Annotated in this window: 25 protein-coding genes; 8 read left to right on the forward strand and 17 right to left on the reverse strand. The window is 57.3% G+C overall.

The features are described 5' to 3' along the window. Positions 1–17: 17 nt before the first annotated feature. From SPH27_RS00900 to SPH27_RS00915, 4 genes are all read right to left on the reverse strand, one after another. Positions 18–3,095 (reverse strand): efflux RND transporter permease subunit, encoded by a 3,078-nt coding sequence (locus tag SPH27_RS00900; RefSeq protein WP_182071222.1) that lies wholly within the window; start codon positions 3,093–3,095, stop codon positions 18–20. Beyond that, complete coding sequence (locus tag SPH27_RS00905; protein WP_182071223.1) at positions 3,092–4,240, reverse strand: efflux RND transporter periplasmic adaptor subunit; 1,149 nt, start codon at positions 4,238–4,240, stop codon at positions 3,092–3,094. Before SPH27_RS00905 ends, SPH27_RS00900 begins: the two co-directional genes overlap by 4 nt. Positions 4,241–4,318: 78 nt before the next feature. After that, the gene (locus SPH27_RS00910; RefSeq protein WP_182071224.1) at positions 4,319–5,515 is read right to left on the reverse strand and encodes a sensor histidine kinase; all 1,197 of its coding nucleotides are present in this window, start codon (positions 5,513–5,515) and stop codon (positions 4,319–4,321) included. Next, positions 5,512–6,207 (reverse strand): response regulator, encoded by a 696-nt coding sequence (locus tag SPH27_RS00915; protein WP_029739347.1) that lies wholly within the window; start codon positions 6,205–6,207, stop codon positions 5,512–5,514. The genes SPH27_RS00910 and SPH27_RS00915 overlap by 4 nt, the downstream gene beginning before the upstream one ends. Before the next feature lie 124 nt (positions 6,208–6,331). On the opposite strand from SPH27_RS00915, the gene SPH27_RS00920 reads away from it, so the two are divergent. Then, the gene (locus SPH27_RS00920; protein ID WP_182071225.1) at positions 6,332–7,117 is read left to right on the forward strand and encodes a MipA/OmpV family protein; all 786 of its coding nucleotides are present in this window, start codon (positions 6,332–6,334) and stop codon (positions 7,115–7,117) included. Between the two features lie 12 nt (positions 7,118–7,129). Here the strand turns inward: SPH27_RS00920 and SPH27_RS00925 are convergent, their stop codons facing one another. The 3 genes from SPH27_RS00925 to SPH27_RS00935 form a co-directional block, all read right to left on the reverse strand. Next, entirely contained in the window at positions 7,130–7,399 is a 270-nt protein-coding gene (locus SPH27_RS00925) for a hypothetical protein (protein WP_182071226.1), read from the reverse strand. A 52-nt stretch (positions 7,400–7,451) separates the two neighbouring features. Beyond that, positions 7,452–7,799 carry an HNH nuclease YajD gene (gene yajD, locus SPH27_RS00930; RefSeq protein ID WP_003857471.1) on the reverse strand — a complete coding sequence of 116 codons (348 nt, stop codon included), beginning with the start codon at positions 7,797–7,799 and terminating at the stop codon, positions 7,452–7,454. Between the two features lie 77 nt (positions 7,800–7,876). After that, the gene (locus tag SPH27_RS00935) at positions 7,877–8,770 is read right to left on the reverse strand and encodes a PhzF family phenazine biosynthesis protein (protein WP_182071227.1); all 894 of its coding nucleotides are present in this window, start codon (positions 8,768–8,770) and stop codon (positions 7,877–7,879) included. Between the two features lie 195 nt (positions 8,771–8,965). Here SPH27_RS00935 and SPH27_RS00940 point away from each other — a divergent pair, with 195 nt between their 5' ends. Then, positions 8,966–9,991 (forward strand): LLM class flavin-dependent oxidoreductase, encoded by a 1,026-nt coding sequence (locus tag SPH27_RS00940; RefSeq protein ID WP_048980463.1) that lies wholly within the window; start codon positions 8,966–8,968, stop codon positions 9,989–9,991. 98 nt (positions 9,992–10,089) lie between these two features. Here the strand turns inward: SPH27_RS00940 and SPH27_RS00945 are convergent, their stop codons facing one another. Further along, positions 10,090–11,124, reverse strand: a complete 1,035-nt coding sequence (locus SPH27_RS00945) for an AI-2E family transporter (RefSeq protein WP_048980465.1) — start codon at positions 11,122–11,124, stop codon at positions 10,090–10,092. 422 nt (positions 11,125–11,546) lie between these two features. Here SPH27_RS00945 and mdtJ point away from each other — a divergent pair, with 422 nt between their 5' ends. From mdtJ to SPH27_RS00960, 3 genes are all read left to right on the forward strand, one after another. Then, positions 11,547–11,909, forward strand: coding sequence for a multidrug/spermidine efflux SMR transporter subunit MdtJ (mdtJ, locus tag SPH27_RS00950; RefSeq protein ID WP_029739354.1), 363 nt, complete (start codon positions 11,547–11,549; stop codon positions 11,907–11,909). Further along, a complete protein-coding gene (mdtI, locus tag SPH27_RS00955) occupies positions 11,896–12,225 on the forward strand; it encodes a multidrug/spermidine efflux SMR transporter subunit MdtI (RefSeq protein ID WP_024909144.1) in 330 nt (109 codons plus the stop codon). Before mdtJ ends, mdtI begins: the two co-directional genes overlap by 14 nt. Positions 12,226–12,308: 83 nt before the next feature. After that, positions 12,309–14,471: a bifunctional diguanylate cyclase/phosphodiesterase gene (locus SPH27_RS00960; protein WP_182071228.1), complete on the forward strand. Its 2,163-nt coding sequence runs from the start codon at positions 12,309–12,311 to the stop codon at positions 14,469–14,471. Between the two features lies 1 nt (position 14,472). On the opposite strand, the gene SPH27_RS00965 is transcribed toward SPH27_RS00960, so the two are convergent. The 8 genes from SPH27_RS00965 to SPH27_RS01000 all read right to left on the reverse strand — a co-directional run bounded on the left by SPH27_RS00965 (position 14,473) and on the right by SPH27_RS01000 (position 21,200). Beyond that, positions 14,473–15,294, reverse strand: a complete 822-nt coding sequence (locus tag SPH27_RS00965; RefSeq protein ID WP_033145374.1) for a trypsin-like serine peptidase — start codon at positions 15,292–15,294, stop codon at positions 14,473–14,475. Between the two features lie 280 nt (positions 15,295–15,574). Next, positions 15,575–16,039 (reverse strand): acid resistance repetitive basic protein Asr, encoded by a 465-nt coding sequence (asr, locus tag SPH27_RS00970; RefSeq protein WP_048980469.1) that lies wholly within the window; start codon positions 16,037–16,039, stop codon positions 15,575–15,577. A 174-nt stretch (positions 16,040–16,213) separates the two neighbouring features. Beyond that, positions 16,214–16,738 (reverse strand): thioredoxin fold domain-containing protein, encoded by a 525-nt coding sequence (locus SPH27_RS00975; RefSeq protein ID WP_226855153.1) that lies wholly within the window; start codon positions 16,736–16,738, stop codon positions 16,214–16,216. A gap of 171 nt (positions 16,739–16,909) precedes the next feature. Beyond that, on the reverse strand, positions 16,910–18,397 hold the full coding sequence (locus SPH27_RS00980) for a carboxypeptidase M32 (protein ID WP_182071229.1): 1,488 nt from the start codon (positions 18,395–18,397) through the stop codon (positions 16,910–16,912). 101 nt (positions 18,398–18,498) lie between these two features. Continuing rightward, positions 18,499–18,828, reverse strand: a complete 330-nt coding sequence (locus SPH27_RS00985) for a DUF1493 family protein (protein WP_087822471.1) — start codon at positions 18,826–18,828, stop codon at positions 18,499–18,501. Next, the gene (locus SPH27_RS00990) at positions 18,828–19,277 is read right to left on the reverse strand and encodes an STM2901 family protein (protein WP_064672393.1); all 450 of its coding nucleotides are present in this window, start codon (positions 19,275–19,277) and stop codon (positions 18,828–18,830) included. Before SPH27_RS00990 ends, SPH27_RS00985 begins: the two co-directional genes overlap by 1 nt. Positions 19,278–19,290: 13 nt before the next feature. Then, on the reverse strand, positions 19,291–19,773 hold the full coding sequence (locus SPH27_RS00995; protein WP_182071230.1) for an Hcp family type VI secretion system effector: 483 nt from the start codon (positions 19,771–19,773) through the stop codon (positions 19,291–19,293). Between the two features lie 173 nt (positions 19,774–19,946). Then, positions 19,947–21,200, reverse strand: a complete 1,254-nt coding sequence (locus SPH27_RS01000; protein ID WP_182071231.1) for an MFS transporter — start codon at positions 21,198–21,200, stop codon at positions 19,947–19,949. Positions 21,201–21,321: 121 nt separating this feature from the next. Here SPH27_RS01000 and SPH27_RS01005 point away from each other — a divergent pair, with 121 nt between their 5' ends. From SPH27_RS01005 to bioD, 3 genes are all read left to right on the forward strand, one after another. Further along, entirely contained in the window at positions 21,322–22,254 is a 933-nt protein-coding gene (locus tag SPH27_RS01005) for a LysR family transcriptional regulator (protein WP_048980481.1), read from the forward strand. Between the two features lie 94 nt (positions 22,255–22,348). Then, on the forward strand, positions 22,349–23,569 hold the full coding sequence (mlc, locus tag SPH27_RS01010) for a sugar metabolism global transcriptional regulator Mlc (protein WP_023311510.1): 1,221 nt from the start codon (positions 22,349–22,351) through the stop codon (positions 23,567–23,569). A gap of 130 nt (positions 23,570–23,699) precedes the next feature. After that, the gene (bioD, locus tag SPH27_RS01015) at positions 23,700–24,395 is read left to right on the forward strand and encodes a dethiobiotin synthase (RefSeq protein WP_039262691.1); all 696 of its coding nucleotides are present in this window, start codon (positions 23,700–23,702) and stop codon (positions 24,393–24,395) included. Here bioD and clcB read toward each other — a convergent pair. After that, positions 24,330–25,640 carry a voltage-gated ClC-type chloride channel ClcB gene (clcB, locus tag SPH27_RS01020; protein WP_182071232.1) on the reverse strand — a complete coding sequence of 437 codons (1,311 nt, stop codon included), beginning with the start codon at positions 25,638–25,640 and terminating at the stop codon, positions 24,330–24,332. The genes bioD and clcB overlap by 66 nt on opposite strands. Positions 25,641–25,653: the final 13 nt, after the last annotated feature.

The raw sequence follows: 25,653 nt of genomic DNA on the forward strand, positions 1-25,653 counted from the left end.
CGGGAAACGGTGGAGCCTCAGCGCAGTCCGTCTTCTGTGGCGTTGCGCTGAGCTCCCCACTGTAACAGCAGGCTAAACGACGCGGGTAATACGGTCAGCGTCACCAGCGTCGCGACCAGCAGCCCGCCGATAATCGCATAGGCCATTGGCCCCCAGAAGACCTGATGAGAGATCGGGATCATGCCCAGAATGGCGGCGCAGGCGGTCAGGCAGATGGGCCTGGCCCGGTGCTCCGCGGCCGCCATAATCGCGGCATCGTTTGCCATCCCCTGAGCAAGATTGCTGTCAACCTCGCTAATCAGTATCACCGCGTTGCGCACGATCATTCCCGCCAGAGCGATGACGCCCAGCAGCGCGACAAACCCCATCGGCGTGCCGCCGGGCAGCATAGCCAGCACGATCCCCGGCAGGCCAAACGGGGCCATCAGGAGGGCCAGCAGCATCCGGGAATAACGCCGCAGCTGAAGCATCAGCAGCAACAGCATGAGGACCAGCGTTACCGGAAGAACGGTAAAGACGGAGCTGTTCCCCTTATCCGATTCGGCAACCGCGCCGCCTTCTTCAATGCTGTAACCTGCGGGCAGGCTCGCGCGTAGCTTGTCGACCGCCGGACGCAGCGCCGCGGATACCGCTTCAGCCTTTAGCCCCGGGGCAAGGTCCGTTTGCACAGTGATGAAGGGCACGCGCTGCCGACGCCAGACGACCGGATCGTCCACGCCCCAGACCGGCGTCGCAACGGCGCTGAGCGGAATTTTTTTACCGTCATTCCCCTGAATCGTGAGCGAGGAGAGGGTGGCGGTGCTGTGACGCGCATCGTCCGTGGCCCGCAGCACCACGTCGACAAGGCGGTCATTATCCCTGATGGAGGTAACAACGCTGCCGGACCAGACGGTGTTCAGCGTGCGGGCGAGGCTTTCTGACGATACTCCCGCCGCTCTGGCCGCCGTCTGATTCACCTTAAGGGTGATGACCCTCTCCGGCTCTCCGGCCGTCTGGTTAACGTCGCGTGAGAACGGGGACTGTCCAATCGCGTCCGTGAGACGGTTCGCCAACGCCCGAACCTGCAGATAATCTGGCCCGCTCACCCGGTATTTGATGGGCCAGCCGACGGGCGGCCCCAGCTCAAGGGGCGACACGCGCGTGATGATGTCGCTAAACTGCGTCGCCAGGATCCTGTTGAGCCGAGCATGCAGACGATCCCGCGCCTCAAGATCTTTAGCCACCACGACCATCTGGGCGATATTTTCATTTTCCAGCAGCACGTCCATCGGCAGGTAAAAACGGATGGCGCCCGACCCGACGTACGTCGAATAGCGATCGATGTTGCCGTTGCCTGCCAGCGCCTTTTCCAGCTTTTCCACCTCTCTTAACGTTTCCGGCTGCGACGCGTTGGCCGGAAGCGTCAGGCTGACCAGCAGCTCAGGCCGGTCCGAGGCGGGGAAAAACTCGCCCTGCATAAACGTCGTGCCGTACGCTGACAGCCCCAGCGCGGCAAGCGCAATCAGCACGGTAGCGAGCCGGTGGCGCAGTGCCAGGCGTAAAAGCCGTCCGTACCCGCGCGCGATCCTGCCGGGGCCTGCCGCGTGATGTCTGACTTTTTCCGGCAGCAGCCACGTGCCCGTCAGCGGCGAAAACAGGATCGCGACGGCCCAGGAGCAGAGCAGGGCAATGAGCACCACCGCAAACAGGGAAAAGCAGTATTCACCGGCGCTGGAGGCCGCAAAACCAACGGGAATAAAGCCGGCAATCATCACCAGAGTACCGGTGAGCATCGGGAAGGCCGTCGTTTTGAATGCATGGGTGGCCGCGTGCCGACGGGAATCCCCCGCTTCCAGCCGGGAGACCATCGTTTCGACGGCGATCATGGCGTCATCCACCAGCAGGCCCAGGGCAATGATCAGCGCCCCGAGCGAGATACGCTGAAGGCCAATACCGGCGAGCATCATGCCGGCAAACGTCATGGCGAGCACCAGCGGAATGGCCGTCGCCACCACCAGTCCGGCCCGTAACCCCAGCGAGACAAATGAAACCGCCAGCACGATAACAACGGCTTCGATAAGCACCCGGATAAACCCGCTTACCGCGTCACTGACCACCGCTGACTGATCGGCAACTTTCACCCTCTCGATACCGTGCGGCAGCCCGGCGCTGAGGGCCGCCATTCTGGCATTCAGCGCAGCGCCGAAACGCAGCATGTTGCCCGTTGGCGCCATCGACACCGCCAGCCCGATAGCCGGTTTGCCGTTCACCCGGTAGGCCGGGGCCGGTGGCTCGGCGATTTCCCGGGTAACGGTGGCAATGTCGGTCAGCGGAATATAGCGATTGTTCACGTGCAGCGTGACGGCGCGTAAGCTCTCTTCGGTCGTGAGCGCTCCGCTGACCTTGATCGCCATGTTCTCTTTTTCGGTACGCATCGTTCCTGCCGGGACAACGGCATTTTGCGCCCGGAGGGCGTCGGCAACCTCCTGAATATCGAGCCCCATCCCGGCCAGGCGCGCCGGAGAAAAGGCGAGAACCCACTGCTCCTGCTGTTCGCCCAGCAGGGTGGTTTTGCCTATATCCGGCAGGGACATCAGTTCGCGCCGTATTGTCTCTGCGCGATCCCGCACCTCGCGCAGGGTGAAACCTTCGGGAATAAAGGCGTAAATTGTGCCGAACGTGTCGTCAAACTCGTCGTCCACGGCAGGGCCCTGCACCCCTTCGGGCAGGGACGGCGCGATGTCCTGCATTTTTTTGCGAACCTGATACCAGATATCCGGCACGCTCTGCGGGGGCGTATCGTCACGGAGGTTGACGTGGATAACGGTGCGTCCGGCCCGGGTTTCACTTTCGAGATAGTCCAGCCAGGGCGTTTCCTGCAGCTTTTTTTCAAGCGTATCGGTGAGCAGGCGGGTGGTATCCGCCACGGTTGCTCCCGGCCACTGCGCGGAGACGACGGCCGTTTTAATGGTAAAAGCCGGATCTTCGTTACGCGGCAGCTTCTCATAGCAGAACACGCCCACCGCAATCACCAGCAGCATGAAAAAGCTGACCATCTGCTGGTTCTTCAGCGCCCAGGCAGAGAGGTTAAATTTGGCTTCCGGTCCTGTGTTCATGGCTGAACCTCTCCGGCCATCACCGGCTCGTCGGACCGCAATGTGCTCACGCCCGCCGTAATCACCCGGTCGCCCGGCTCAAGGCCGGAGGCAATCATGACGGAGGTGGCCGTATAGCTCGCGGGCATCACCGCGCGCAGCTGCGCCCGCGACTGCGGGGTAATCACAAAAACAGCCGGTTTGTCGCCGACGCGGGTCAGCGCCGAGGCGGGAAGGGTGTAGCCGCGCGGGGCTGACGATGGCAACGTGACGGTAACGCTAGCGCCCAGCGCCATGGCCGCCGGCGGGTTTTGCAGGGTGGCCCTGACGCGCCAGGTGCGGGTCTGAGGATCGGCCTGCGGCGTGATATCCCGCAGCGCGGCAGACGCCTGCACCGACGGGTCGCTGAGGAGGGAAACCCGCAATTCCGCCTTATCCAGAGGCGGGCTCGCATCCGGAGTGGCAATATCAAACGCCACGTCGCGGGCTTCACCCGTTGCCAGCGTCAGCACGGACTGACCGTCGCTGACAACCTGCCCCGCAGAAGCGTTCACGGCGGTGATGACGCCCGCCTGCGGCGCGATCAGGCGCGTCCAGCCGAGGCTTTCGCGGGCATTTCGCCACGCGGCCTCGCTGCTTTTTAAGCGCGCGCGGGCGACAAGCCAGTCCGCACGGGCGCTGTCGAGCTGCGTGCGGGCTATCGCGCCCGTTGGCATGAGCTTTTGCATTCGACTGACGTTAAGCGCGGCGACCTGCGCCGAGGCTTTAGCACCTTCATAGTCGGCCGCCGCGCTGTCGAGCTGGTTTTGCCCGGTCGTGTTGTCAAGCGTGGCCAGCAGCTGTCCGGCAGTGACCCGGTCGCCAATATCAACGCTGCGCGTCAGTATCCGGCCCCCGGTCCGAAAGCTCAGGGTCGTTTCATCGCGGGCATGGATCTCACCGGTTCTTTCCAGCGCGGGAAGGGTCTGGGCGGCCCCGACGACGACGTAGCGTACCGCTCGCGCAGGGTCAGGCTTATTTTCGTGTTTATCACCGCAGCCGGTCAGCGGAAAAATCGCCAGCGCAAGCAGGGCCAGGGGAAGAAAATGCAGCCAGGAAAGGGTGCGCGCCACGCCGTACAAATGATGCAGGCAGTGGCGGAGGGAGAGAAAAAATTCGTCTGACATAACGCCGCTCCATAAAGGGAATGGCGTTATTAAATGCGCGCTACGTCGAGAAAGATTCGATGTTCTGTCAAGGCTTTATCAAGAGTGAAGATTTTCATTACCGGACGGATGCCAGGGCAATAAAATGCGCACAGCGAGGCCGCCGGTTTCCGGTAATGACGCGCTAATCTCACCCCCATGCGCCTCGCAAATCGCCCGGGCGATGGATAAACCGAGGCCGCTGCCGCCGGAATGCCGCGCGCGGGACTGCTCCTCGCGGCTAAAGCGTTTAAACATTTCCGGTAAAAACTGGGGCGAGACCCCCGGCCCGTCATCGGTGAATTCGAGGGTGTAGCGCCCGCTGGCGTAGTGCAGCGCCATCTCGAGGTGGCCGCCATCGCGCCCATAACGTAGCGCATTTTCCATGAGGATGGTAACGACCTGTCCAAGACGGAACGCATCGCCTCTGAAGGGGCTGGTGCGCGGGTTGCGAAGCGTTATCCGAAAATGATGCGCGTCAGCCTCGGGCATGATCCAGGCAGCCCGCTCCTGAATCAGCTCATCCAGACAAAACGGCTGGTCCTCCAGCACGAGGTTACCCGCGTCGGCGAGCGAGAGAAGGTGAAGCTCATCGGTGAGGCGGTTGAGGTGCTGGAGCTGTTTCATCACCATGCCGAGCTGCGCCGGGCTGGCGTCAAACACGCCGTCTAACATGCCCTGCAGACGCCCAATGGCGGCCGTCAGGGGCGAGCGCAGCTCGTGTGCCATAGCGACGTGCGAGGCGCGGAGCTCTTTTTCATAGCGGGCGAGTTGCCCCGTCATGGAGTTAAAGTCGGTCGCAAAGCTGACCATTTCAGCCGGCGCATCCTTGATAAGTTCCGCCTGGCGGCCAAACTGCCCGTCGGCGACATCCTTTGCCGCATCGCGAAGGCGGCTGAACTGCAGCGCCAGCGGCCGGGCGTGTTTGAGCCCCATCACCACGATAAACGGGATCATCACCAGCACCAGCAGGGCCACCGTGGCCCAGTCGGCTGAGGCGATAGACGGCGTGGAATAGCTCAGGCCCCACCAGGTATCCACAATCGAGTGGAAGCGGGCCGGATTAGCCTGCGGGTTCTGGCTGAGCGTCAGAAACTCCTGCCGGACCGCCGCTGGCATTTTGCCCATTATCCAGTAGTTCTGTACCGCATAGCGCAGCCACATGCAGGTGGCAATGACGATCACGCTGCCGATAGCCAGCGCTAAGATGCGCGCGCAAATCCAGCGCCACAGAGAGGAGTGCTGATTTTTAATCATGGCTGTCTGAACCTGTAACCCACGCCGCGAACGTTGATCAGCACGCCGGAGATCCCCGCCGCTTCCAGTTTTTTACGCAGGTTATAAATATGGGTGTCTACCACGCGCTCCAGCGCCTCGCTTTCCGGCAGACAATGCTCCAGTAAATACTGGCGGGAGAACGGGTGCGCCGGAGAACGCAGCAGCGTTGCCAGAAGCGAGAATTCCGTTGGCGTAAGATCGAGCATCACGGGCGCGTCGCCGCCGTTATCCACGCTCGCCACAATGGCGGCAACGTCCACCTCGAGCGTTTGCCAACGAAGGATCGCTTCATCCGTCTCTTTTTTACTGCTGCGCCGCAGCACCGCCTGCACCCGAGCCACCACTTCCCCCGGATGATAAGGCTTCACAACGTAATCATCGGCACCGTACCGCAGGGCACCAATGCGGTCCGGGGTATCCCCCATGGCCGTGACCATGATCACCGGCACATCGCTTTTACGACGCAGGCCAGCCAGCACCTCGGTGCCGTTAAGCCCCGGCAGCATCACGTCCAGCAGGATGAGGTCGGGCTTCCACCGCTGCGCCATATCCAGCCCGGAATGACCGTCTCCGGTAATGGTCACGTCGTAATTTTCCCGCCGTAAATAGGCCTCGAGCACGCCGGCCGCATCGGCGTCATCTTCAATAATCAGCACTCTTCTGGACAACATCCGTTCACCTTGACCATTTCTTAACACTATCCCGACGATTCATTGATTCAGCCAAATCATACTGCGCCAACGTTGTGTGGCCGCCCCCGTATCAGGAGGCGCCAGCGTCCGTATGGAGAGCAGTATGATAGCGATAAAAAAAGTCCTGTATATGTCCGTCCCGCTTCTGATGGCCGTGGCTTCCGGCGCGCAGGCGGATGATGGCACCGCGTCCGATTCCTTAACCGTCGGGCTGGGGGGACAGTATGCCCCACGTTACTCAGGCTCAGACAAGCAGGTGTGGCAGGTGGTTCCGGTGCTGCAGGGTCGTAAAGGCGCTTTCTTTATTGATGCGCAAAAAGGGGTGGGATATGACCTGCAAAACGACAGCGGCTGGTATTTCGAACACACGCTGGGCTACGACTTCGGAAGGGCTGATAAAAATTCTGGCTGGCGTGAGGGCGCAAACAATCTGAAAGGGATGGGGGACATTGATGCCACCCTGAATACCGGCCTTGCCGTCGGATGGCAGGCCTCGCCATGGCTGAGTATGGAAGGCAAAGCGACGCTGCCGTTAACGGACAGCCAGGGGGCAAGCTATCAGGCTTCCGTTACGCTAATTCCGGTACAAAATAATCAGGACACGGTCGCCTTGCAGTCTGCGGCCCTGTTTGGCGACAGCCGTTATCTGAATACCTGGTATGGGGTCAGCGAGCAGCAGAGCCGCCGCACCGGCTATCGCCGCTATGCTGCGCCGGGTGGATTCTATGGCGTCGACACCAGCCTGACCTGGAGCCATCAGTTCGATGCCCACTGGGGAACGGTGCTGAGCGCGGACTATACCTGGCTTGGCGATCGTGCGAATAACAGCCCGATCGTGATGCGGCGCAATGAGGGAGCTGCAACCGCCGCTATCACCTGGACATTTTAACGAGGGAAAGGGTCAGGCAAAGAGTCCCTTAATAAGCATCCAGAAAAGTGAGAGCACGCAGAGGAGTTGTACCGTTCGCAATGACCACAGCTGAAAACGCCATTGATATCGCTCCCGGGCATCGGCTTCTGCAATCGGGCCAGCGGCATCAGCAGCTTTTTTCCCTGGGCGGCGCAGAAAATCATGGCACAGCCAGACCAGAAGTATGAGGCAAAGTATTCTCGTGAAAAGTAAACCGTAGGCGGTATAAAACATATCCCAGTAGCAGCGGAGGGTGTCCATGGCCTTTATCCTTTCCTGAGCCGCCCATACGGCAGGTATGGGCGGTGAAAGATTATTTCTTCTTATCCATCATCGCTTTTAAATCGGCAAACGGGTTAAACGTGGCGACGCCCACGTCTTTTTGCGCGTCTTCCCCGGCGACCACGGTGGTGCCGTACTGATCCGCTTCGGTGTATTTCGAATGTTCGTGATCGTGGCAAAACAGGCACAACAGCTCCCAGTTGCTGCCATCTTCCGGGTTGTTGGTATGGTCGTGATCGATATGATGAACCGTGAGTTCACGCAGATTGGAATAGACAAACTCGCGCGAGCAGCGTCCGCAGACCCAGGGATAGATTTTTAATGCTTTTTCGCGATAGCCGCTTTCCAGCCGCGCGTAGTTTTTGGGGATCAAAGCCATTGCCGGTTTTACCTGTGATAAAAATAGTGTGCCAATATAGCCCATCGGGTGCCGTAAAGGTAAACGCCATTGCTCCGTTAGAGTGAAAATGCGCCTTCAAGCGTAATCACACATTTTCCCCCTACGCGAACCACCGCCTTTCCTGACGAGGCATCGTATCCCGCGAACAGCACGCTTGCTCGCCCCATATCAACGCCCTGACTGACGTTAAGGTTAAGCGTCGTTTTATTGCGGTGCAACGCCAGCAGCGCCGTTGTAGCGGCGGTCGCGCTACCTGTTGCAGGATCTTCTGTCATGCGGGGAGTAAACATGCGGGCCTGCATATCGTGAGGTCCATCGGGATCCGTATCCAGGGTATAGGCATAGAGGGAAACCGCGCCATCCAGCGGTAACGTTGCGCGAAAACCCTGTAAATTCGGCACGCACCGACGAAGCGCCTCGCGAGAAGCCAGCTCGGCTATCAGGAAGGGCAGACCTACCGACGCGACAACAGGCATATGTACCGCGGTACGGATATCTTCTGCGTTCAGGGATAAGCAGGCAGCCACGCTTTCCGGGCTTACTTCAGAGCGGCAGGAGAGTGCCTCAGGCACCAGGAGTTCTGCGCCAGTCACGGTATCGTTGTCACGCAGCAGGCGTACTGGCACCAGACCGGCTATTTCCTCGAAGTGCAGCGTTTCAGGCAGGGGCTGATGATTCATCGCGGCGTGATAGGCCAGCACGTACGCAGTTCCAACATTCGGGTGCCCGGCGAAGGGGATCTCGCGCGAGGGCGTAAAAATTCGCACGCGTGCCGTACTGGAGGGATTGTCTGGCGGCAGAACGAACGTGGTTTCGCTGTAGCCAAATTCAACGGCGACCTGCTGCATTTGTGCTTTGCTCATACCCTCCGCATCGAGTACGACGGCGACAGGGTTACCCTGAAACGGGGTGTCAGTAAAAACATCCGCAACAACATAGCGTCTCTTCATTTTCTGTCCGGTGTAAAAAACCTGACATAGAGTAGTAACGTTAAATCAAACCGATAACCAGCCGTTTTTTACCTGACGGACCTGAAAAAAATTCAGTCAATTTATTTGATGCTTTCCGTTAAATAAACGGCATTTATTCTTACCGGGTAATGCGTAAAGTGTATAGAACGCAAAGCATTATCAGGACACATGGTTATGAAAAAGATCGGGTTTTTATCCTTTGGTCACTGGACGCCTTCACCGCAGTCCGGCACGCGCTCGGCGGCAGACACGCTGCTGCAGTCCATTGATTTAGCCGTGGCGGCTGAAGAGCTGGGGGCAGACGGCGCCTATTTCCGCGTGCACCACTTTGCCCGACAGCTGAGCTCGCCGTTTCCTCTGCTGGCGGCCATTGGCGCAAAAACGAAAACCATCGAAATCGGTACCGGCGTAATTGATATGCGCTATGAAAATCCGATGTACATGGCCGAAGACGCGGGCGCGGCGGATCTGATTTCCGGCGGTCGTTTGCAGCTTGGCATCAGCCGCGGCTCGCCGGAGCAGGTCATTGATGGCTGGCGCCATTTCGGCTATGTCCCGCAGGAAGGGGAAAACGAATCGGACATGGCGCGCCGTCATACCGAGGTGCTGCTTGAGGTGCTGCGCGGTGAAGGGTTTGCCAAACCCAATCCGCAGCCTATGTTCCCGAATCCGCCAGGGCTGCTGCGCCTGGAGCCGTATTCTGAAGGGCTGCGCGAGCGTATCTGGTGGGGTGCCGGTTCCAATGCGACGGCCGTATGGGCCGCAAAGCTGGGAATGAACCTGCAAAGTTCAACCCTGAAGGACGATGAAACCGGCGAGCCGTTCCATATTCAGCAGGCAAAACAGATCCGCGCGTACCGTCAGGCCTGGAAAGAGGCAGGGCATACGCGCCAGCCGCGGGTGTCGGTCAGCCGCAGCATTTTTGCGCTAATGGACGACCGCGACCGGATGTATTTCGGTGCCAGCCGCAACGACAGCGATAGCGTGGGCTACCTTGATGAGAAAACGCGCGCGATCTTCGGGCGCAGCTATGCGGCGGAGCCGGACAAGCTGATTGAACAGCTGAAAAAGGACGACGCGATTGCCGAAGCCGATACGTTATTACTGACCGTGCCGAACCAGCTCGGTGTGGATTACAATGCGCACGTGATTGAATCCATTCTCAAACACGTCGCACCGGCAATGGGCTGGCGCGAGTAGTTGGCACGCAGGGATAACGCGTGGCGTGATTCTCAATCTGTAACTATCCGGGCGCTTATCGCGAAGACAGGAGGGGCAATACGTCCCTCCTGTCAGCGCTATTTATGGCTCATATCGCTCAGCAGCACGGCGATAGTCTGCCCGCCCGCCGTCTGTTCCAGGGCAATCTTGACGATAATGGTCAGCGGGACGGAGAGCAGCATCCCAACGGGCCCGAGCAGCCAGCCCCAGAATATCAGGGACAAAAAGACCACCAGCGTGGAGAGTCCCAGCCCTCGTCCCATCATGCGTGGCTCAAGAATATTACCGAATACCAGGTTGATGACCAGGTATCCGGCCAGCAGGATCAGCGCGTCATAAAGCCCGCTGAAAACCAGCACCTGAAGGATAGGGGGGATCGCCGCCAGCACGGAGCCGATGTTGGGAATGTAGTTAAGCGCAAACGCCAGTAACCCCCAGACAAACGCAAAGCGAACGTCCAGCGCAAGAAGCATTCCCCAGACAACACCGCCCGTGACCATGCTAATCGCCGTTTTCAGCACCAGATAGCGGGAGACGCTGTCCAGCGCGCGTTGGATCGCTCCCATTCCTTCAACCGGACGGACCATCATCTGCTGCAGCTTTGCCGGCAGCTGCGGCACCTCCAGCAGCATGAACACCACCGTTAAAAACAGCAGGAAAATGGAGGTCATGGCATTGGAAAGCTGCGCCAGCAGGCTGGTGACGATCGTCATGGCTGCGTTGGGGTCGATATATTTCAGGAGTTCCTCAACCGAGACTTCGATACCCGCGCGCTGCAGCCAGGGTTCCAGCTGCAGCAGCGGTATCGCCAGCGAAGAGCGGTACTTCGGCAGCGTTCGCGCCAGTTCATTGAGCGAGGTCCCCAGATACGCCACCAGCAAGACCATCGCTACAATGATGATGCTGATAAGCAGCGTTATCGCCAGCACGCGCGGGATGCGTAGCCGCGTCATGCGCTGCACCAGCGGGTTAAGGATCACCGCAACAAACAGGGCCAGAATAAAAGGCACAATAATGTCGGCGGCAAAACGAACGCCCGTCAGTATGATCACCAGCATGCCCAGCATGATGACAATTTTTAACCCGTTCAGGGTAATAATGGGTTTAGCCATGGTGACTCCGAATTTTTCTTTATATTTATAATAAAGGTGAAAGGCGTTGCAATAAACTAACCAAAATCAAACGGTATGGGTAAAGAATTGCAAAGACTTTGAGTAAAATCCTGGCTTATGGTACAAATCTGGTGTGTTTAACTACCGAGGACAATTTTCATCCGCAAAGACGAGAAGCAACAACGCGGATAATTGTAATTTTATGGACAATATGTTCAGGACGTACTCTTCAAACAATACCGCTGTATACTCCACCTCCTTCTGCCTGCTTTCTGGTGAGCAACACTGGCGCACCGCACTATAGTCACGTCTTCTGCCTGAGCTGGCGCTAAGCGCTTAGCTATCTGATTTCAATTCGTATTTTTTTGGTTTGCTGCACGCAGCGAGCCACGATGGATTATATTCTCAAGCAGGAGAAAAACATGTTTTACTGGATCCTATTAGCGCTGGCTATCATCGCTGAAATTACCGGCACGCTGTCTATGAAATGGGCAAGCGTCAGCGATGGCAATACCGGTTTTATTTTGATGCTGGTGATGATTTCGCTTTCCTATATTTTCCTCTCGTTTGCGGTGAAAAAAATTGCGCTGGGCGTCGCGTATGCACTGTGGGAAGGGATCGGTATTTTGTTGATTACGCTGTTCAGCGTGCTGATATTTGACGAAACATTAACAACAATGAAGGTCGCCGGATTAACGACGCTGGTTGCGGGTATTGTGCTGATTAAATCAGGTACCCGTAAGCCTGGCAAACAGCAGAAGGAGCAGAACCATGCAACAGTTTGAGTGGGTTCATGCTGCCTGGCTGGGGCTCGCCATCGTGCTGGAAATCCTGGCGAACGTTCTGCTGAAATTCTCGGATGGTTTTCGCCGTAAACTCTACGGCCTTATGTCGATTGCCGCGGTTCTGGGGGCGTTCAGCGCGCTGTCTCAGGCGGTAAAAGGGATCGATCTTTCGGTGGCCTATGCGCTGTGGGGCGGTTTTGGTATCGCCGCTACCTTGGCCGCTGGCTGGGTACTCTTCGGCCAGCGCTTAAACAACAAGGGCTGGATGGGGCTCATCTTGCTGCTTGCCGGCATGATCATGATAAAACTCGCCTGACAGACCTCTCGCCATGATTTACAGGCAGCGAAATTCGCTGCCTGTATTACGCTTAGAAAAGCAAAACATGAAGAGGATGGCTGATGTATCGCACATTAAGCTGGCGCAATATTCCCAATGCGAGAACGTTGTTTGCCCTGGTCTTCATGGCGGGCATCGGCTTAATCATCTCCATCGTCGCACTGCTCTATCTATCCCTGCATCTTATCAGCACCAAAACCAACGAAATTGATGAACACCGCACGGCGCTTTCCGTGCAGGGGTCTATTCAGACATCGGTTAACCGCGTCTCCTCTCTGGTGCTTGATAACGCCGTCTGGGACGATGCGGTGCGGGAGGCCTACCGTCCCACGCTCGATACCGACTGGCTGTACAACACCTGGGGTACTGGCTTTAAAATCAACAACCTCTATGACGGCACCTTCGTGCTGGATGAGCATTTCAACGTCCTCTGGGGATCGTTTCAAAGCCGGCCCTTTAACGAAAAAAACCTCGACTTCTTTGGTAAAGGCCTCAAAGCGCTTATCGACCAGCACGGGCGCGAGCTTGCGGGCGAAAAAAATATCTATGCGGGGATCAGCCAGACGCGCAACGGCGTGGCCTTTGTCGGCATTGGACTGATTCGCCCGATGGTCGGCAGCTTACAGGTCCACGACGGAACGCGCCGCTATCTGGTGATTACCCGCCATCTGAACGCCAGAATATTATCCGACCTGGGCGGCACCTTTCAGATCGATAACCTCCATTTTACCCCTGGCAAAATCAACGATCGCAGTATGCCGCTGCACAGTGCGGCAGGGGAGTTAGTCGGATATCTGAACTGGCAGGCGCGGCTCCCGGGCGCACAGGCCGCCCGGGCGGCATCGTCTGATATCAGGCAGATTGTGGTGCTGGTGTCGGGGCTGATTCTGCTCTTCATTCTGGTGAGTAGCGTGGGGCTGTACAAACTCGCGCGCGGCGAAAGCCAGGCGCGTCTGGTTGCAAGAACGGACTGGCTAAGCCATCTGCCGAACCGACGCGCGCTTATAGAAACGCTTGATCGGGTGCGTTTACGCGGCGATACCGACGTCAAAAGCGTGGTGTTTATCGATCTGGACGGTTTTAAAGATGTGAATGACATCTACGGCCACAGCGTGGGGGACGACCTCATCGTGGCGATAGCGAAAACGCTGAATGAACGCGTGCCGCCGGGCGGTATGCTGGCGCGCATGGGCGGGGATGAGTTTGCCATGACCATCGGCGGTGATGATGCAGAGGCGAAGGCTACCGCCTTTGCCGTTTCCGTGCTGGATTTTCTCACCACCCCGGTTCAGCTGGGGGAACGCACCATCCATATCGGTGCCAGCATCGGCATTGCCAGCGGAACTCTGACGGAATGCAACAGTTCCGAACTGTTTCGCCGTGCCGATATTGCCATGTATCACGCCAAAATGAGCGGGAAAGGGCGTATTACCCACTACGACGCGGAGCTGAACAGCGTCCGGGAACGCAAGCTGGCGATTGAAAATCAGATCCGCAGCGGTCTGGAGCGCGATGAGTTTGAGGTCTGGTATCAGCCGATCGTTGACGCCCGCAGTCAGACAATGAGCAGCGTCGAAGCGCTGGTCCGCTGGCCACGTCGCCCGGAGGGGCCGCTGGGTCCGGATACCTTTATCGCCATTGCGGAGACCAGCGGTCTGATTTACAAGCTGGGTCAGTTCGTATTGCAGCGAGCATGTGAGGATCTACAGCCGTACGGTGAATTAAAGCTCTCCGTGAATATCTCACCCGCGCAATTTCGCGATCCTGCCTTCGAAGAAAAAGTGGCCAGCGTGCTGGAGAGCACCCGTTTCCCGGCCAACCGGCTACAGCTTGAGGTTACGGAGTCGTATGTACTGGAAAATCCGGAGCGAGCCCGCATGGCGATAGCGAATCTTAAAGCGCTGGGTACGGCGGTGGCGCTGGATGACTTTGGCACCGGCTATTCCAGCATTGGCTATTTGCGGCGTTTTAACTTCGACACCATCAAGATCGATAAATCCCTGGCCGGGCTGGTGGATAACGATGAACAGGCGGCCGCGCTGGTGAGCGGTACGGTGCGGATCGCCAATGCGCTGGGCATGGCGGTGGTGGCAGAAGGGGTGGAAACCGAGAAGCAAATGAAACTGCTGCGGCTGGCTGGCTGCGATCAACTGCAGGGTTTTTGGTTCAGCCAGCCGATGCCAATTGAGTCAATCAAAGCGTTACGTAAGGTCAGACGCTGCTGATTTACTGCTGCGCCAGCGCTTCCAGCTGGTCGCGGAAACCGGTAACGGACAAGGCGCGGTTATCGGCGCGCCACCGGTCTTTTGCCGCCGGGGCAGAGCTCTGGACACCAATCAACTGCCAGCCATTGTCGGTTTTCAGCATCAGCGGCGAACCACTGTCACCCGGCAACGTATCGCACTGATGCGAGAGTACGCTGGTTTGCGCCCAGCCCGTCACAATACAGTCGCTGTGCGTATAAAGCGTATCCAGATGATCGACAGGATAGCCTGACTGCGTCACCTTTCGGTCGGCGGCTTTCAGCGCGGCGGTGAGGGCGGCCTTGTCGCCGTCAAATAACGGCAGCGGCGTAATGCCCGAAGGCGGGTAGCGTAAAACGATCAGGCCAAAGTCCCATGAGGCGGCCGCCGGTGGCACTATCCAGCCGTCGCCATCCGGCTTCAGGCGTTTGCCGAGAGACGGATCGACCCGTCCCTCAATGCCGTGGATTTCATAGCGCCAGGTCCCTTTTTGCGACACAAACCGCAAGGCAACCGCTTTATCCGGCTTGCCGTTTGGCGGCGTTAACAGGCAGTGGCCTGCCGTCAGGGCAAGCTGCGGGGTGATCAGCGTCGCGGTGCATAAGTTACCGCTGGCGGTTTCCAGTTGACCTATAGCATCCCAGGGGGCCTGGGTGGGATCGGCGACGCGCGTACGATCGTCATGACCGAAAAAAAGCGTCTTTAGCTCTTTCGCGCTAATGGTGTCATCACCGCCATCATCCGCATGTGAGAATCCAGAAAAAAGACCAAACGTTCCCAGTAACAACACAACAGATTTACGCATATCACACTCTGGTGGGGGTAATTATGATTATTAAAAGTGAACCCTATGAAAATACTATAGACGGGACAGCGCTAAAGTGGGAGTAAAATCAGCGTGCTACAATCAGGAAAGATAAAAATGGCTGGCGATGAGCGCGCATAAAATAAGCAGGATAAGAATCAGCTCAAACCGATAGCGTCGCAGCATACGCCCTCCGGAAATAAAAAAACGGCGCGGAACCTGTTCCGGTTCAGCGCCGGTTTACCAACGTGCCCCGAACGGCACGGTTAAGCTTGTACTCTTACGCAGCTGGCTGTGCAGCTGGTTTAGCAGCTTCGTGTTTTACTGCTTTTTTGTGATGCTTTTTAGCAGCCTGAGCTTTCTGTTCTACAGCCGGTTTGGTCGCTTTTTTGTGGTGCTTTTTAGCAGCCTGCGCTTTCTGCTCTACAGCCGGTTTAGCGGCTTTTTTGTGGTGCTTTTTAGCAGCCTGCGCTTTCTGTTCTACAGCCGGTTTAGCGGCTTTCTTGTGGTGCTTTTTGGCAGCCTGAGCTTTCTGCTCGGTTGGTGCTGCGGTTGCTGGTGCAGCGGCTTCTTTTTTCGCTGCAGCTTTGTGATGTTTCTTATGGTGAACCGCTTTTGCTGGCGCAGCGGTGGTGGTTGCAGCAGGCGCGGCAGCCGGTGCGGCAGTTGCGGTAGTGTCAGCAGCAAATGCAGCAGAAGACAGACCCATAGCAGCGGCAACAACCAGAGCTAATACTTTATTCATTCTCATACCCTCGAATTTGGTTTTTCATTTAACCCCACTGCGGGGCCGTTGAAATAACTATATCCCTGTAAATTCGAGGTTTCCGTGAGTGATTGGTATCAGCGTGTAACGGAATGTACAGAGGGGAGGAAAGTGTACGAACAGGCCAAACGCCGCTGCTCGTACGGGCCTCTGTTATTTGTTCAGTGTGGCCAGAATAGCCGCCGGAGACTGACTGCCTATAATCGTCCGTGATTCAGGCTCGATCACCACCATTACCGGAGTGATGCTAATGCCCAGTCGTTCTGCCAGGGCAGATTGCCGCGCGATCAGATCGGAACAGGCTGTGGTGGTGTCGTTATCCGGTAAAAATCCTGCCATCGCTTGTTGCAGGCTTTTGACCTTATCGGTTGAACACCAGACGCGCCCCATATCTTCAATCACCGAATCGCGAATGGCGTTGGGGGCAACGGTCAGAAACGACATTGTCAAACCGGCATCCGTATATTGCTTAACGTTTTTCACTACGTTGCTGCAGTAAATGCACTGGTTATCAATAAACACCAGCAGCTTATATTTTTCAGCAGGAGCCTGAAACGTGATGGGCTGGAGGTCTGCAAGAGAGCGGGTAATATCGTTGAACGCGTCTTGCGGGGTATTATCCGTGGCTGCGAAAGTACTTAAACTGGTCGCACACAGAATGGCTAACATCGTTTTCATTATGCCTTTCATCATTCATCCCTTTATTTTTTTAATCCTGACCTGATAGCAGTCTAATTGTGTCGGAAGGACACGCATTCATACACCCGACGCAATCATGACAACATGTGCTAAATCATATTCTTATTGAAAAGGGTGAGAAGAGTGCCGGAGCAGGCTCCGGCAGAGGGATTAAAGATAACGGGAGGTCAGATGTTCGCGGAAGTAACGGATATTCAGATCTTCACCCGTCGCCTGGGTGATTAATTGCGACGTGCTGAAGCGGCTGCCGTGCTGCCAGATGTTCTGACGCAGCCACTCAAAGAGTGCGGAAAAATCGCCCTCAGCGATGGAGGCCTGCAGACCCGGCAGTGCGGTTCGGGCGGCATGGAACAGCTGCGCGGCGTACATAGCGCCAAGCGTGTATGACGGGAAGTAACCAAAACCGCCATCGGTCCAGTGGATGTCCTGCATACAGCCGTTGCGGTAGTTGTCTTTGGTGGATAATCCGAGCCAGGCCTGCATTTTCTCATCCCACAGGGCGGGAATATCGTCCACCTCGATCTCGCCGTTGATCAGCGCACGCTCAATCTCATACCGCAGCACCACGTGTGCCGGGTAGCTCACTTCGTCCGCATCGACGCGGATGTAGCCTGGTTTTACGCGCTGGTTCCAGGCAATAAAGTTCTCTTCGCTGAACGCCGCCTGGCTGCCAAAGCGGGCGTGTACCGCAGGGAGAAGATGCCTGAGGAAGGCTTCACTGCGCCCCAGCTGCATTTCAAAGAACAGGCTCTGTGACTCATGGATCGCGGTTGAGCGCGCCAGGGCAATCGGCTGTCCTGCCCACGCGCGCGGCAGGTTTTGTTCGTAGCGGGCGTGTCCGGTTTCGTGGATCACGCCAAACAGCGCGCTGAGCAGCTCATCTTCGTCATAGCGCGTGGTGATGCGCACGTCTTCCGGGACGCCGCCGCAAAACGGGTGCGCGCTCACGTCCAGGCGACCGCCGTTAAAATCGAAGCCAAGCATCTTCATGGCTTCAAGGCCCAACTCACGCTGTGTTGCCGTCGGGAAGGGGCCTTGCGGCGGAATAAACGACCGTTGAGCCTGCTTTTCCACCACGTTTGCCAGCAGGTCCGGTAGCCAGGACTTCATATCGCCGAACAGAACGTCCAGACGCGCGCTGGTCATGTCGGGTTCAAAAATGTCCAGCAGCGCGTCGTACGGCGTACAGCCTTTGGCTTCGGCCCGCAGGCGAGCCTCTTCGCGGCTGAGTTTGACCACCTCTTTCAGGTTGGCGGAAAAACCCTGCCAGTCGTTAGCGGGGCGCTGAGTACGCCAGGCGTGTTCACACTTGCTGCCCGCCAGGGATTTGGCTTCCACCAGCGATTCCGGCAGCAGAGTGGCCTGCTGGTAGTGGCGCGTCATTTCGCGCAGGTTGGCTTGTTCGACATCATTCAGATCTTCACCTGCCGCCGCCGCTAACAGGTCGCCGACTTTTTTATCGGTCAGGATCTGATGTTGCAGGACGCTCATCTCCGCGAGTGCTTCACCGCGCGCGGCGCTGCCCCCCGGCGGCATCATCGTGAACATGTCCCAGCTGGCGATGGAGGAGAGGTGGGAGAAGCGGGAGAGACGCTGGAAGGTGCGGGTGAGTGCCTGATAAGCCGATGATTTTTCCATTCTTGTTCTTCCTTATCGTTTTGGGAGTATTGAGGGAGTGTATCGCGAATTATGGAGGATTAGTGCACTTTTGATGCAAGGGGCACGAAGCCCCTTATTAGTCAGTCGTAGAGCCACTTTCCTGCTTTTGCCGACTCTGCAAACATTCTTACGGTCAACGGTATGCGGGTTGCCTCAATTTCTTCCCGCTTTAACCTGAACCAGCGCTTTAACAAGGGCGTATTCTGCCAGGGAAAATAGCGAGACCAATCCACACCAGACAAATCGACGTTGAACTCTTTCTCGTATCGGGTTAATGCATCGTGTAGGTCATCGCCCGGTGAATCGAATAAATCAGAATCCAGTTCCAGGGGAACTTCTTTCCAGTCGTTATCCAGATAACCAGGAATTTCATCCCGAAACATAAATAACACGTCGTCTACGATGCTCATTAGAAAGATGTCCACGCTATGCGGTCTTTTGGTCGTGCAATCAAATTGTATTTCTCTCGTGTACGCGTTGAAACTCGATGAAGAGTCAGTGCAAGTGAGGCCCATCCAAGCCAGGGGATATAGCGACCAATTACCGCTGCGAGTTTGTTAGTTGGCTGCATCCTGACTCCCACGGGAGTGGGAATTTTAATCCCGAAAGGAAGACGAGCGTCCCGTAAAATTATTCGCGCGTACTTAGAAACAACGCTTGTCCCCAGGATAGCGCCTTCAGGTTTTGCCCGAGTACTTAGCCACGGTTGTCCGCCCAAAATAGCCGCGCCTGAAACGGCATCTATCCCCAACTCCATACAAAACTCCTCAAGAAAAATGATCTCAAGTAACTCGCCCGGAGTAACGTCTGAATGACCTCTGTAGAAATAGGTTCCGTTAATCTCTTCCGTAGTATCCATACCAGTACCCCAGTTACGCTGTCGCCCGTTCATTCCATGCGTCAGAGAAAATGATATTGCCGTCGTTATGTTTCCACGTAATTTTCTCATAGCGCAATTCAACCGTTTCGAGGTGGTTGTTATTATTGTCGCCCGGCGCAGCCATTGCAGGTGATACTGAAACAATCCGCACGCCTTCCAGAAGAATATTGAAATACTCCGCTTCAAGACCTGCGTCATTAATCTTGTAGAATTTAAGTTCGGCTTTTTGCAGAGCCTGACCTGTCGCGACCGCTTTGTAGAGATAGGGTGATGAGTAATCAAATTCCTTTACGATCATCATTGGGGAGTGGATGCGTTTACCCGTAGATTTACCCGTCAGGTTATCGGTTGGCGTCGAAAGATTGTGGTGAAATCCTTTGAACTCAATGCTGTATTCCCTGTGCTGCACATCACAACCGCCTTTGATAAGCGCACCACCGTCATCGAACAACCACATATTGCCTGGAATGGCCATTTTAAAATCCCTCTTTTCATACGATGAAGTCGATGAGCTTACAGAGAGAGGGAAGAGAGCTGAATGCACAAAATGGTTATAAAGAATTCGTTTTACTTAATACTGAATTAAGTTTAGCTAACATGAGAAACGCTCCCCCGTACATTAGCTGATATGCGGGGGATAGCGTTTGTTTATTTCAAACGCTGATGCAGGCTTTTCCCCACCAGCAGCGCCGCGCACAGCATCAGCGCGATAAACCCGCCCACGCCGTTCCAGCCGTAGTTATGCCAGAACACGCCGCCAAGGGTCCCGGCGATGCTGGAGCCCAGGTAATAGCTAAACAGATACAGCGATGATGCCTGGCCTTTGGCGCGACGCGCGCGCGGGCCAATCCAGCTGCTGGCGACAGAGTGGGCGGCGAAGAACCCGGCGGAGAAGAGCAGCATCCCGGCAAAGATGAACCACAGCGAGGAAAAGAGCGTCAGCAGCAGGCCGAGTAACATCACGCCCGTGAATACCAGCAGTACCGGCCCGCGTCCATAGCGTGCGGTCATCGCCCCGGCTTTCGGCGAGCTCCACGTGCCGGTGAGATAGGCCACAGAAAGCAAACCGACAACGGCCTGATTCAGATGCCACGGCGAGAGCATCAGGCGGTAGCCAATATAGTTAAACAGCGTGACGAAGGCGCCCATCAGCAGGAATCCCATCAGAAACAGGCGCGGCAAACCTTTGTCGCGCCAGTGCAGGCGTAAGTTGATAAACAGGGTTTTCGGGCGCAGCGATGTCGGGCGGAAATGACGTGATTCCGGTAGAATTTTCCAGAACATCAGCGCTGATGCCAGCGCAAAACACCCGATTACCGCCAGCGCAATACGCCAGTTAAAGAAGTCCGTAAACACCCCGCTCAGCAGGCGTCCGCTCATTCCGCCAATCGAGTTCCCGCTGATGTAAAGCCCCATAGAGAAAGCAACAAAGCTCGGGTGGATCTCCTCGCTGAGGTAGGTCATCCCGACCGCCGCCACGCCGCTGAGCGAGAGCCCAATCAGCGCGCGCATCACCAGAATACCGTGCCAGCTGGTCATCATGGTCGAGAGTAACGTACAGACCGACGCCAGCATCAGCGCGGTTACCATCACCGGTTTACGGCCAATGGCGTCGGACAGCGGCCCGGTAAAGAGCAGCCCAATCGCCAGCATGCCGGTAGAAACAGAGAGCGAAACGCTGCTGCTGGCAGGCGATACGCCAAACTCATGAGAGAGAACGGGCAGGATCGGCTGAACGCAATAGAGCAGGGCGAAGGTCGCCAGACCGGCGGAAAAGAGCGCCAGCGTGACGCGCATAAATTGGGGTGTACCACGTTTAATGAACTGGACCGGCTGCGGTGCTGCGGGTAAATCATTGATATCGCTGGCCGGATCGATATCAATAGTCGTTGTACGGCTCACACTGTTTCCTTGCTTAAACATCCCCGTGATTTCTGGTGACGGGTATGACCACCTGTTCAGGGTAGGAAAATGTAAATATTCTGTCTAATATATTAATAATCTCAAATGATACTTTAAAAATATGAATATCGAGCTGCGTCATCTTCGCTACTTTGTCGCCGTCGCCGAGGAGCTGCATTTTGGCCGCGCGGCGGCACGCCTGAATATCTCTCAGCCACCGTTAAGCCAGCAGATTCAAATCCTGGAGCAGCAGGTCGGGGCGCGCCTTCTGGCCCGCACCAACCGCAGCGTGAGCCTGACGGCGGCGGGTAAACAGTTCCTGATCGACAGCCGACAAATTCTGAGCATGGTCGATGACGCCGCCGCCCGTGCTGAACGGCTCTATCTCGGGGAAGCCGGAGAGCTTCGGATCGGGTTTACCTCGTCCGCGCCGTTTATTAGCGCCGTCTCGGAGACCCTATCGTCATTTCGTCGCCACTTTCCGGATGTTCACATTCAGACGCGCGAAATCAACACCCGCGAGCAGATTGCACCGCTGAATGAGGGAGCGCTGGATCTGGGGCTGATGCGTAACACTCAGCTGCCGGACACGCTGGCGTGGGAGGTTATCCTGCGCGAACCGCTGATGGCTATGATCCCGCACGATCACCCGCTGGCGTCGCGTCCGGAGGTCTCGCTGGCAGAGCTGGCAAAAGAGCCGTTTGTCTTTTTTGACCCGCAGGTCGGGACGGGTCTGTATGACGATATCCTGGGGCTGATGCGCCGCTACGATCTTGCCCCGGTCATCACTCAGGAGGTAGGGGAAGCGATGACCATTATCGGCCTGGTCGCGGCCGGTCTGGGCGTATCTATTCTTCCGGCCTCCTTTAAGCGGGTGCAGCTGCGCGAAATGCGCTGGGTGACCATCGCCGAAGAGGATGCCGTTTCCGAAATGTGGCTGGTGTGGTCAAAACACCGTGAACAGAGCCATGCCGCACAGCGCTTCAAACAGCAGCTAATGAGCGCCTCTGCCGGGCGGCATTTTCACGCAAAAGAGGGTAAAAATGTGCGGTAAATCACATGGCTAAGTAAATATTTGACGACGGCCATGCAAGTGCTTCACCATAGCAAACAGTTTATTTCGAAGCTCGAAAATAAGGGAGTACGAGGTGGTTGCTGATAGTCAGCCAGGGCATATCGATCAGATTAAGCAGACCAACGCTGGCGCGGTGTATCGCCTGATTGATCAGCTTGGTCCGGTTTCGCGTATCGATCTTTCGCGCCTGGCACAACTGGCACCTGCCAGTATCACCAAGATTGTCCGCGAGATGCTGGAAGCGCACCTGGTTCAGGAGACGGAAATTCAGGAGCCGGGCAGCCGCGGCCGTCCGGCAGTCGGGCTGGTGGTTGAAACGGAAGCGTGGCACTACCTGTCACTGCGCATCAGCCGGGGGGAGATCTTCCTTGCGCTGCGCGACCTGAGCAGCAAGCTGGTGGTGGAAGACCGGCTTGAACTGCCGCTCAACGCGGAGGAACCGCTCCTCGACGCGATTGTCTCGCATATCGATCACTTCTTTATCCGCCATCAGCAGCGGCTGGAACGCTTAACGGCGATTGCCATCACCATGCCGGGCATTATTGATACCGAAAACGGGATTGTTCACCGCATGCCGTTTTACGACGATGTCAAAGAGATGCCGCTGGGCGAGGTGCTGAAAAATCATACCGGCGTGCCGGTCTATATTCAGCATGACATCAGCGCCTGGACGATGGCGGAGGCGCTGTTTGGCGCGTCGCGCGGCGCGCGGGACGTGATTCAGGTGGTCATCGACCATAACGTCGGGGCGGGCGTGATTACCGACGGACGTCTTCTCCACGCCGGGAGCAGTAGCCTGGTGGAAATCGGTCATACCCAGGTCGACCCGTACGGCAAGCGCTGCTACTGCGGAAACCACGGCTGTCTGGAGACCATTGCCAGCGTGGAAAGCGTGCTGGAGCTGGCGCAGGTCCGGCTCAGCCAGTCCATGAGCTCCTCGCTGCACGGACAACCCTTAACGGTGGATTCCCTCTGCGCCGCCGCGCGCCAGGGCGATCTGCTGGCGAAGGACATTATTACCGGCGTGGGGAATAACGTTGGCCGTATACTGGCCATTATGGTGAACCTCTTCAATCCGCAAAAAATCCTTATTGGCTCACCGCTGAGCCAGGCGGCGGAGATCCTCTTCCCGGCGATTTCGGCCTGCATCCATCAGCAGTCGCTTCCCGCCTACAGCAAAAATATTGCGGTAGAAAGCACCCAGTTTTCTAACCAGGGAACCATGGCCGGCGCGGCGCTGGTCAAAGATGCCATGTATAACGGCTCGCTGTTGATCCGCCTGTTGCAGGGTTAACTCTTTTCCGCAGATGTAAGAAAAATTGCGCTATCTCAAGCCGGGTAGCGCACGCATCCCGTAGACTTCCTCCACTGAATTATTTACCTGGTTTATATTTTCGAAGCATACCCAAGAGGTGGAGTGAGTCATGCTTAAGCGTTTCTTTGTTACTGGTACTGATACCTCTGTCGGCAAGACCGTCGTATCCCGCGCATTGCTGCAGGCGCTGGCAGCAAGCGGTAAACGCGTGGCAGGGTACAAACCGGTCGCAAAAGGCAGTAAAGAGACGCCAGAGGGATTGCGTAATAAAGACGCCCTGGTGCTGCAAAGCGTCTCGTCGCTGGAACTGCCTTATCACGCGGTCAATCCCATTGCGTTAAGCGAAGAGGAGAGCAGCGTAGCGCACAGCGGCCTGATTAATTATCCCCTGTTGTCCGACGGCCTGGCGAACCTGAGCGAGAAGGTTGACCACGTGGTGGTGGAAGGGACGGGCGGCTGGCGCAGCCTGATGAATGATTTGCGCCCGCTGTCCGAATGGGTCGTGCAGGAACAGCTTCCGGTGGTAATGGTGGTGGGTATCCAGGAAGGGTGCATCAACCACGCGCTGCTGACGGCGCAGGCGATCGCCAATGATGGCCTGCCGCTGATTGGCTGGGTAGCAAACCGCATCAATCCGGGCCTGGCGCACTACGCCGAGATCATCGACGTGCTGAGCAAAAAGCTGCCCGGGCCGCTGGTGGGTGAACTGCCTTATCTGCCCCGCGCCGAGCAGCGCGAGCTAGCGCAGTACATCGATCTCTCTGCCCTCGGTGGCGTGTTGACCATAGACCGAGTCGTGGCGTAACGTCCGCGACAGCACGGACGCCACCACGCAGGCGACCAGCAAGCCGGGCAGTAAAAAATACTGCCCGGTCATTTCACAGACCATCAGCGCTGACATAATGGGCGCATGCGTGGTCGCGGCAAGTAGCGTTGCCATCCCCGCCAGACCCAGCAAAATCGCCGTCTCAGAGCCCGGCAGCCACAGCGCGAAAAGCTGCGCGAACAGCATTCCTGTTGCCATACCGACAAACAGCGTAGGTGTAAACACCCCTCCGGGCGCGCCCGATCCGCTGCTGGCCAGTACCGCCAGCAGCTTACAGATGAACACCCCGGCAATCACCGACAGCAGCGGCGGGGCGAACAGAAAAGCCTGAACCACGCTGTAGCCATTCCCCCACACCTTCGGCGTGAGGAGAGACAGCAGCCCGACGATCGCACCGCCCAGGGCCAGCTGCCACGGCGGCGAAAGCTTGAGGCGCAGGAAAAGCCCGTGGCTGACGTCCATCAGCCACATCAGCAGCGGTCCGCAGAGGCCCGCCACCAGCCCCATCGCGACGAGAAGAGCATAATCTGCCGCGGTGAGGAGGCCGCTCAGATGGACCGCGTAGAGCGTACCGGCACCCGGTGCCAGAAGCTGCGTGGTGAGAAGCGCTACCACCGCCGCGATAACCACGGGGCCGAGCGAGGCCAGCATCAGCGTGCCAAACAGAATTTCAGCGATGAACAGGCTTCCGGCTAAGGGCGCGTGATAGGCGCTGGCCATCCCGGCGGCGGCACCGCAGGCTATCCATAATTTCCATTCGGATTTGGGCGTAAAGCGCCGGGCGAAAAGGGAGGCGGCGAGGGCGGCAAGCAGGATCATCGCCCCTTCACGCCCGATGGCGCTTCCGCTGGCCACGACCAGCAGCGAGGCAAGGGATTTCACAAGGCTGGCGCCGTAGTCAAACTGGCCGTCTCCGGTCTCCAGCGCTTCCATGTAATCGGTGGGGGCATGAGGCCGCTGCGCGGTCAGACGCTGCCATCCCCAGAGCAGCAGTCCGGCAGCCAGCCCACCCAGCGCTGGCGTCAATGCGCGTCGCCAGGGCGAGAGCGACGCGGCCGCATTCACCAGGCTGCCGCTGTCGTTGCTGAGAAGCAGCCACTCCAGCAGGTACATGCTGTGGCGGAATACCGCAACGGCGAGCGCGGCCAGCACGCCGGTGACGGTGGCAATCAGCAGGCGACGAAACATCGCGCGGATATCGGGGTAGGTATGAAGACGTTGCATGGGTCGCGTTTTA

This window comes from Enterobacter sp. A103 (genome assembly GCF_034427535.1).
Classification (GTDB): domain Bacteria; phylum Pseudomonadota; class Gammaproteobacteria; order Enterobacterales; family Enterobacteriaceae; genus Enterobacter; species Enterobacter asburiae_B.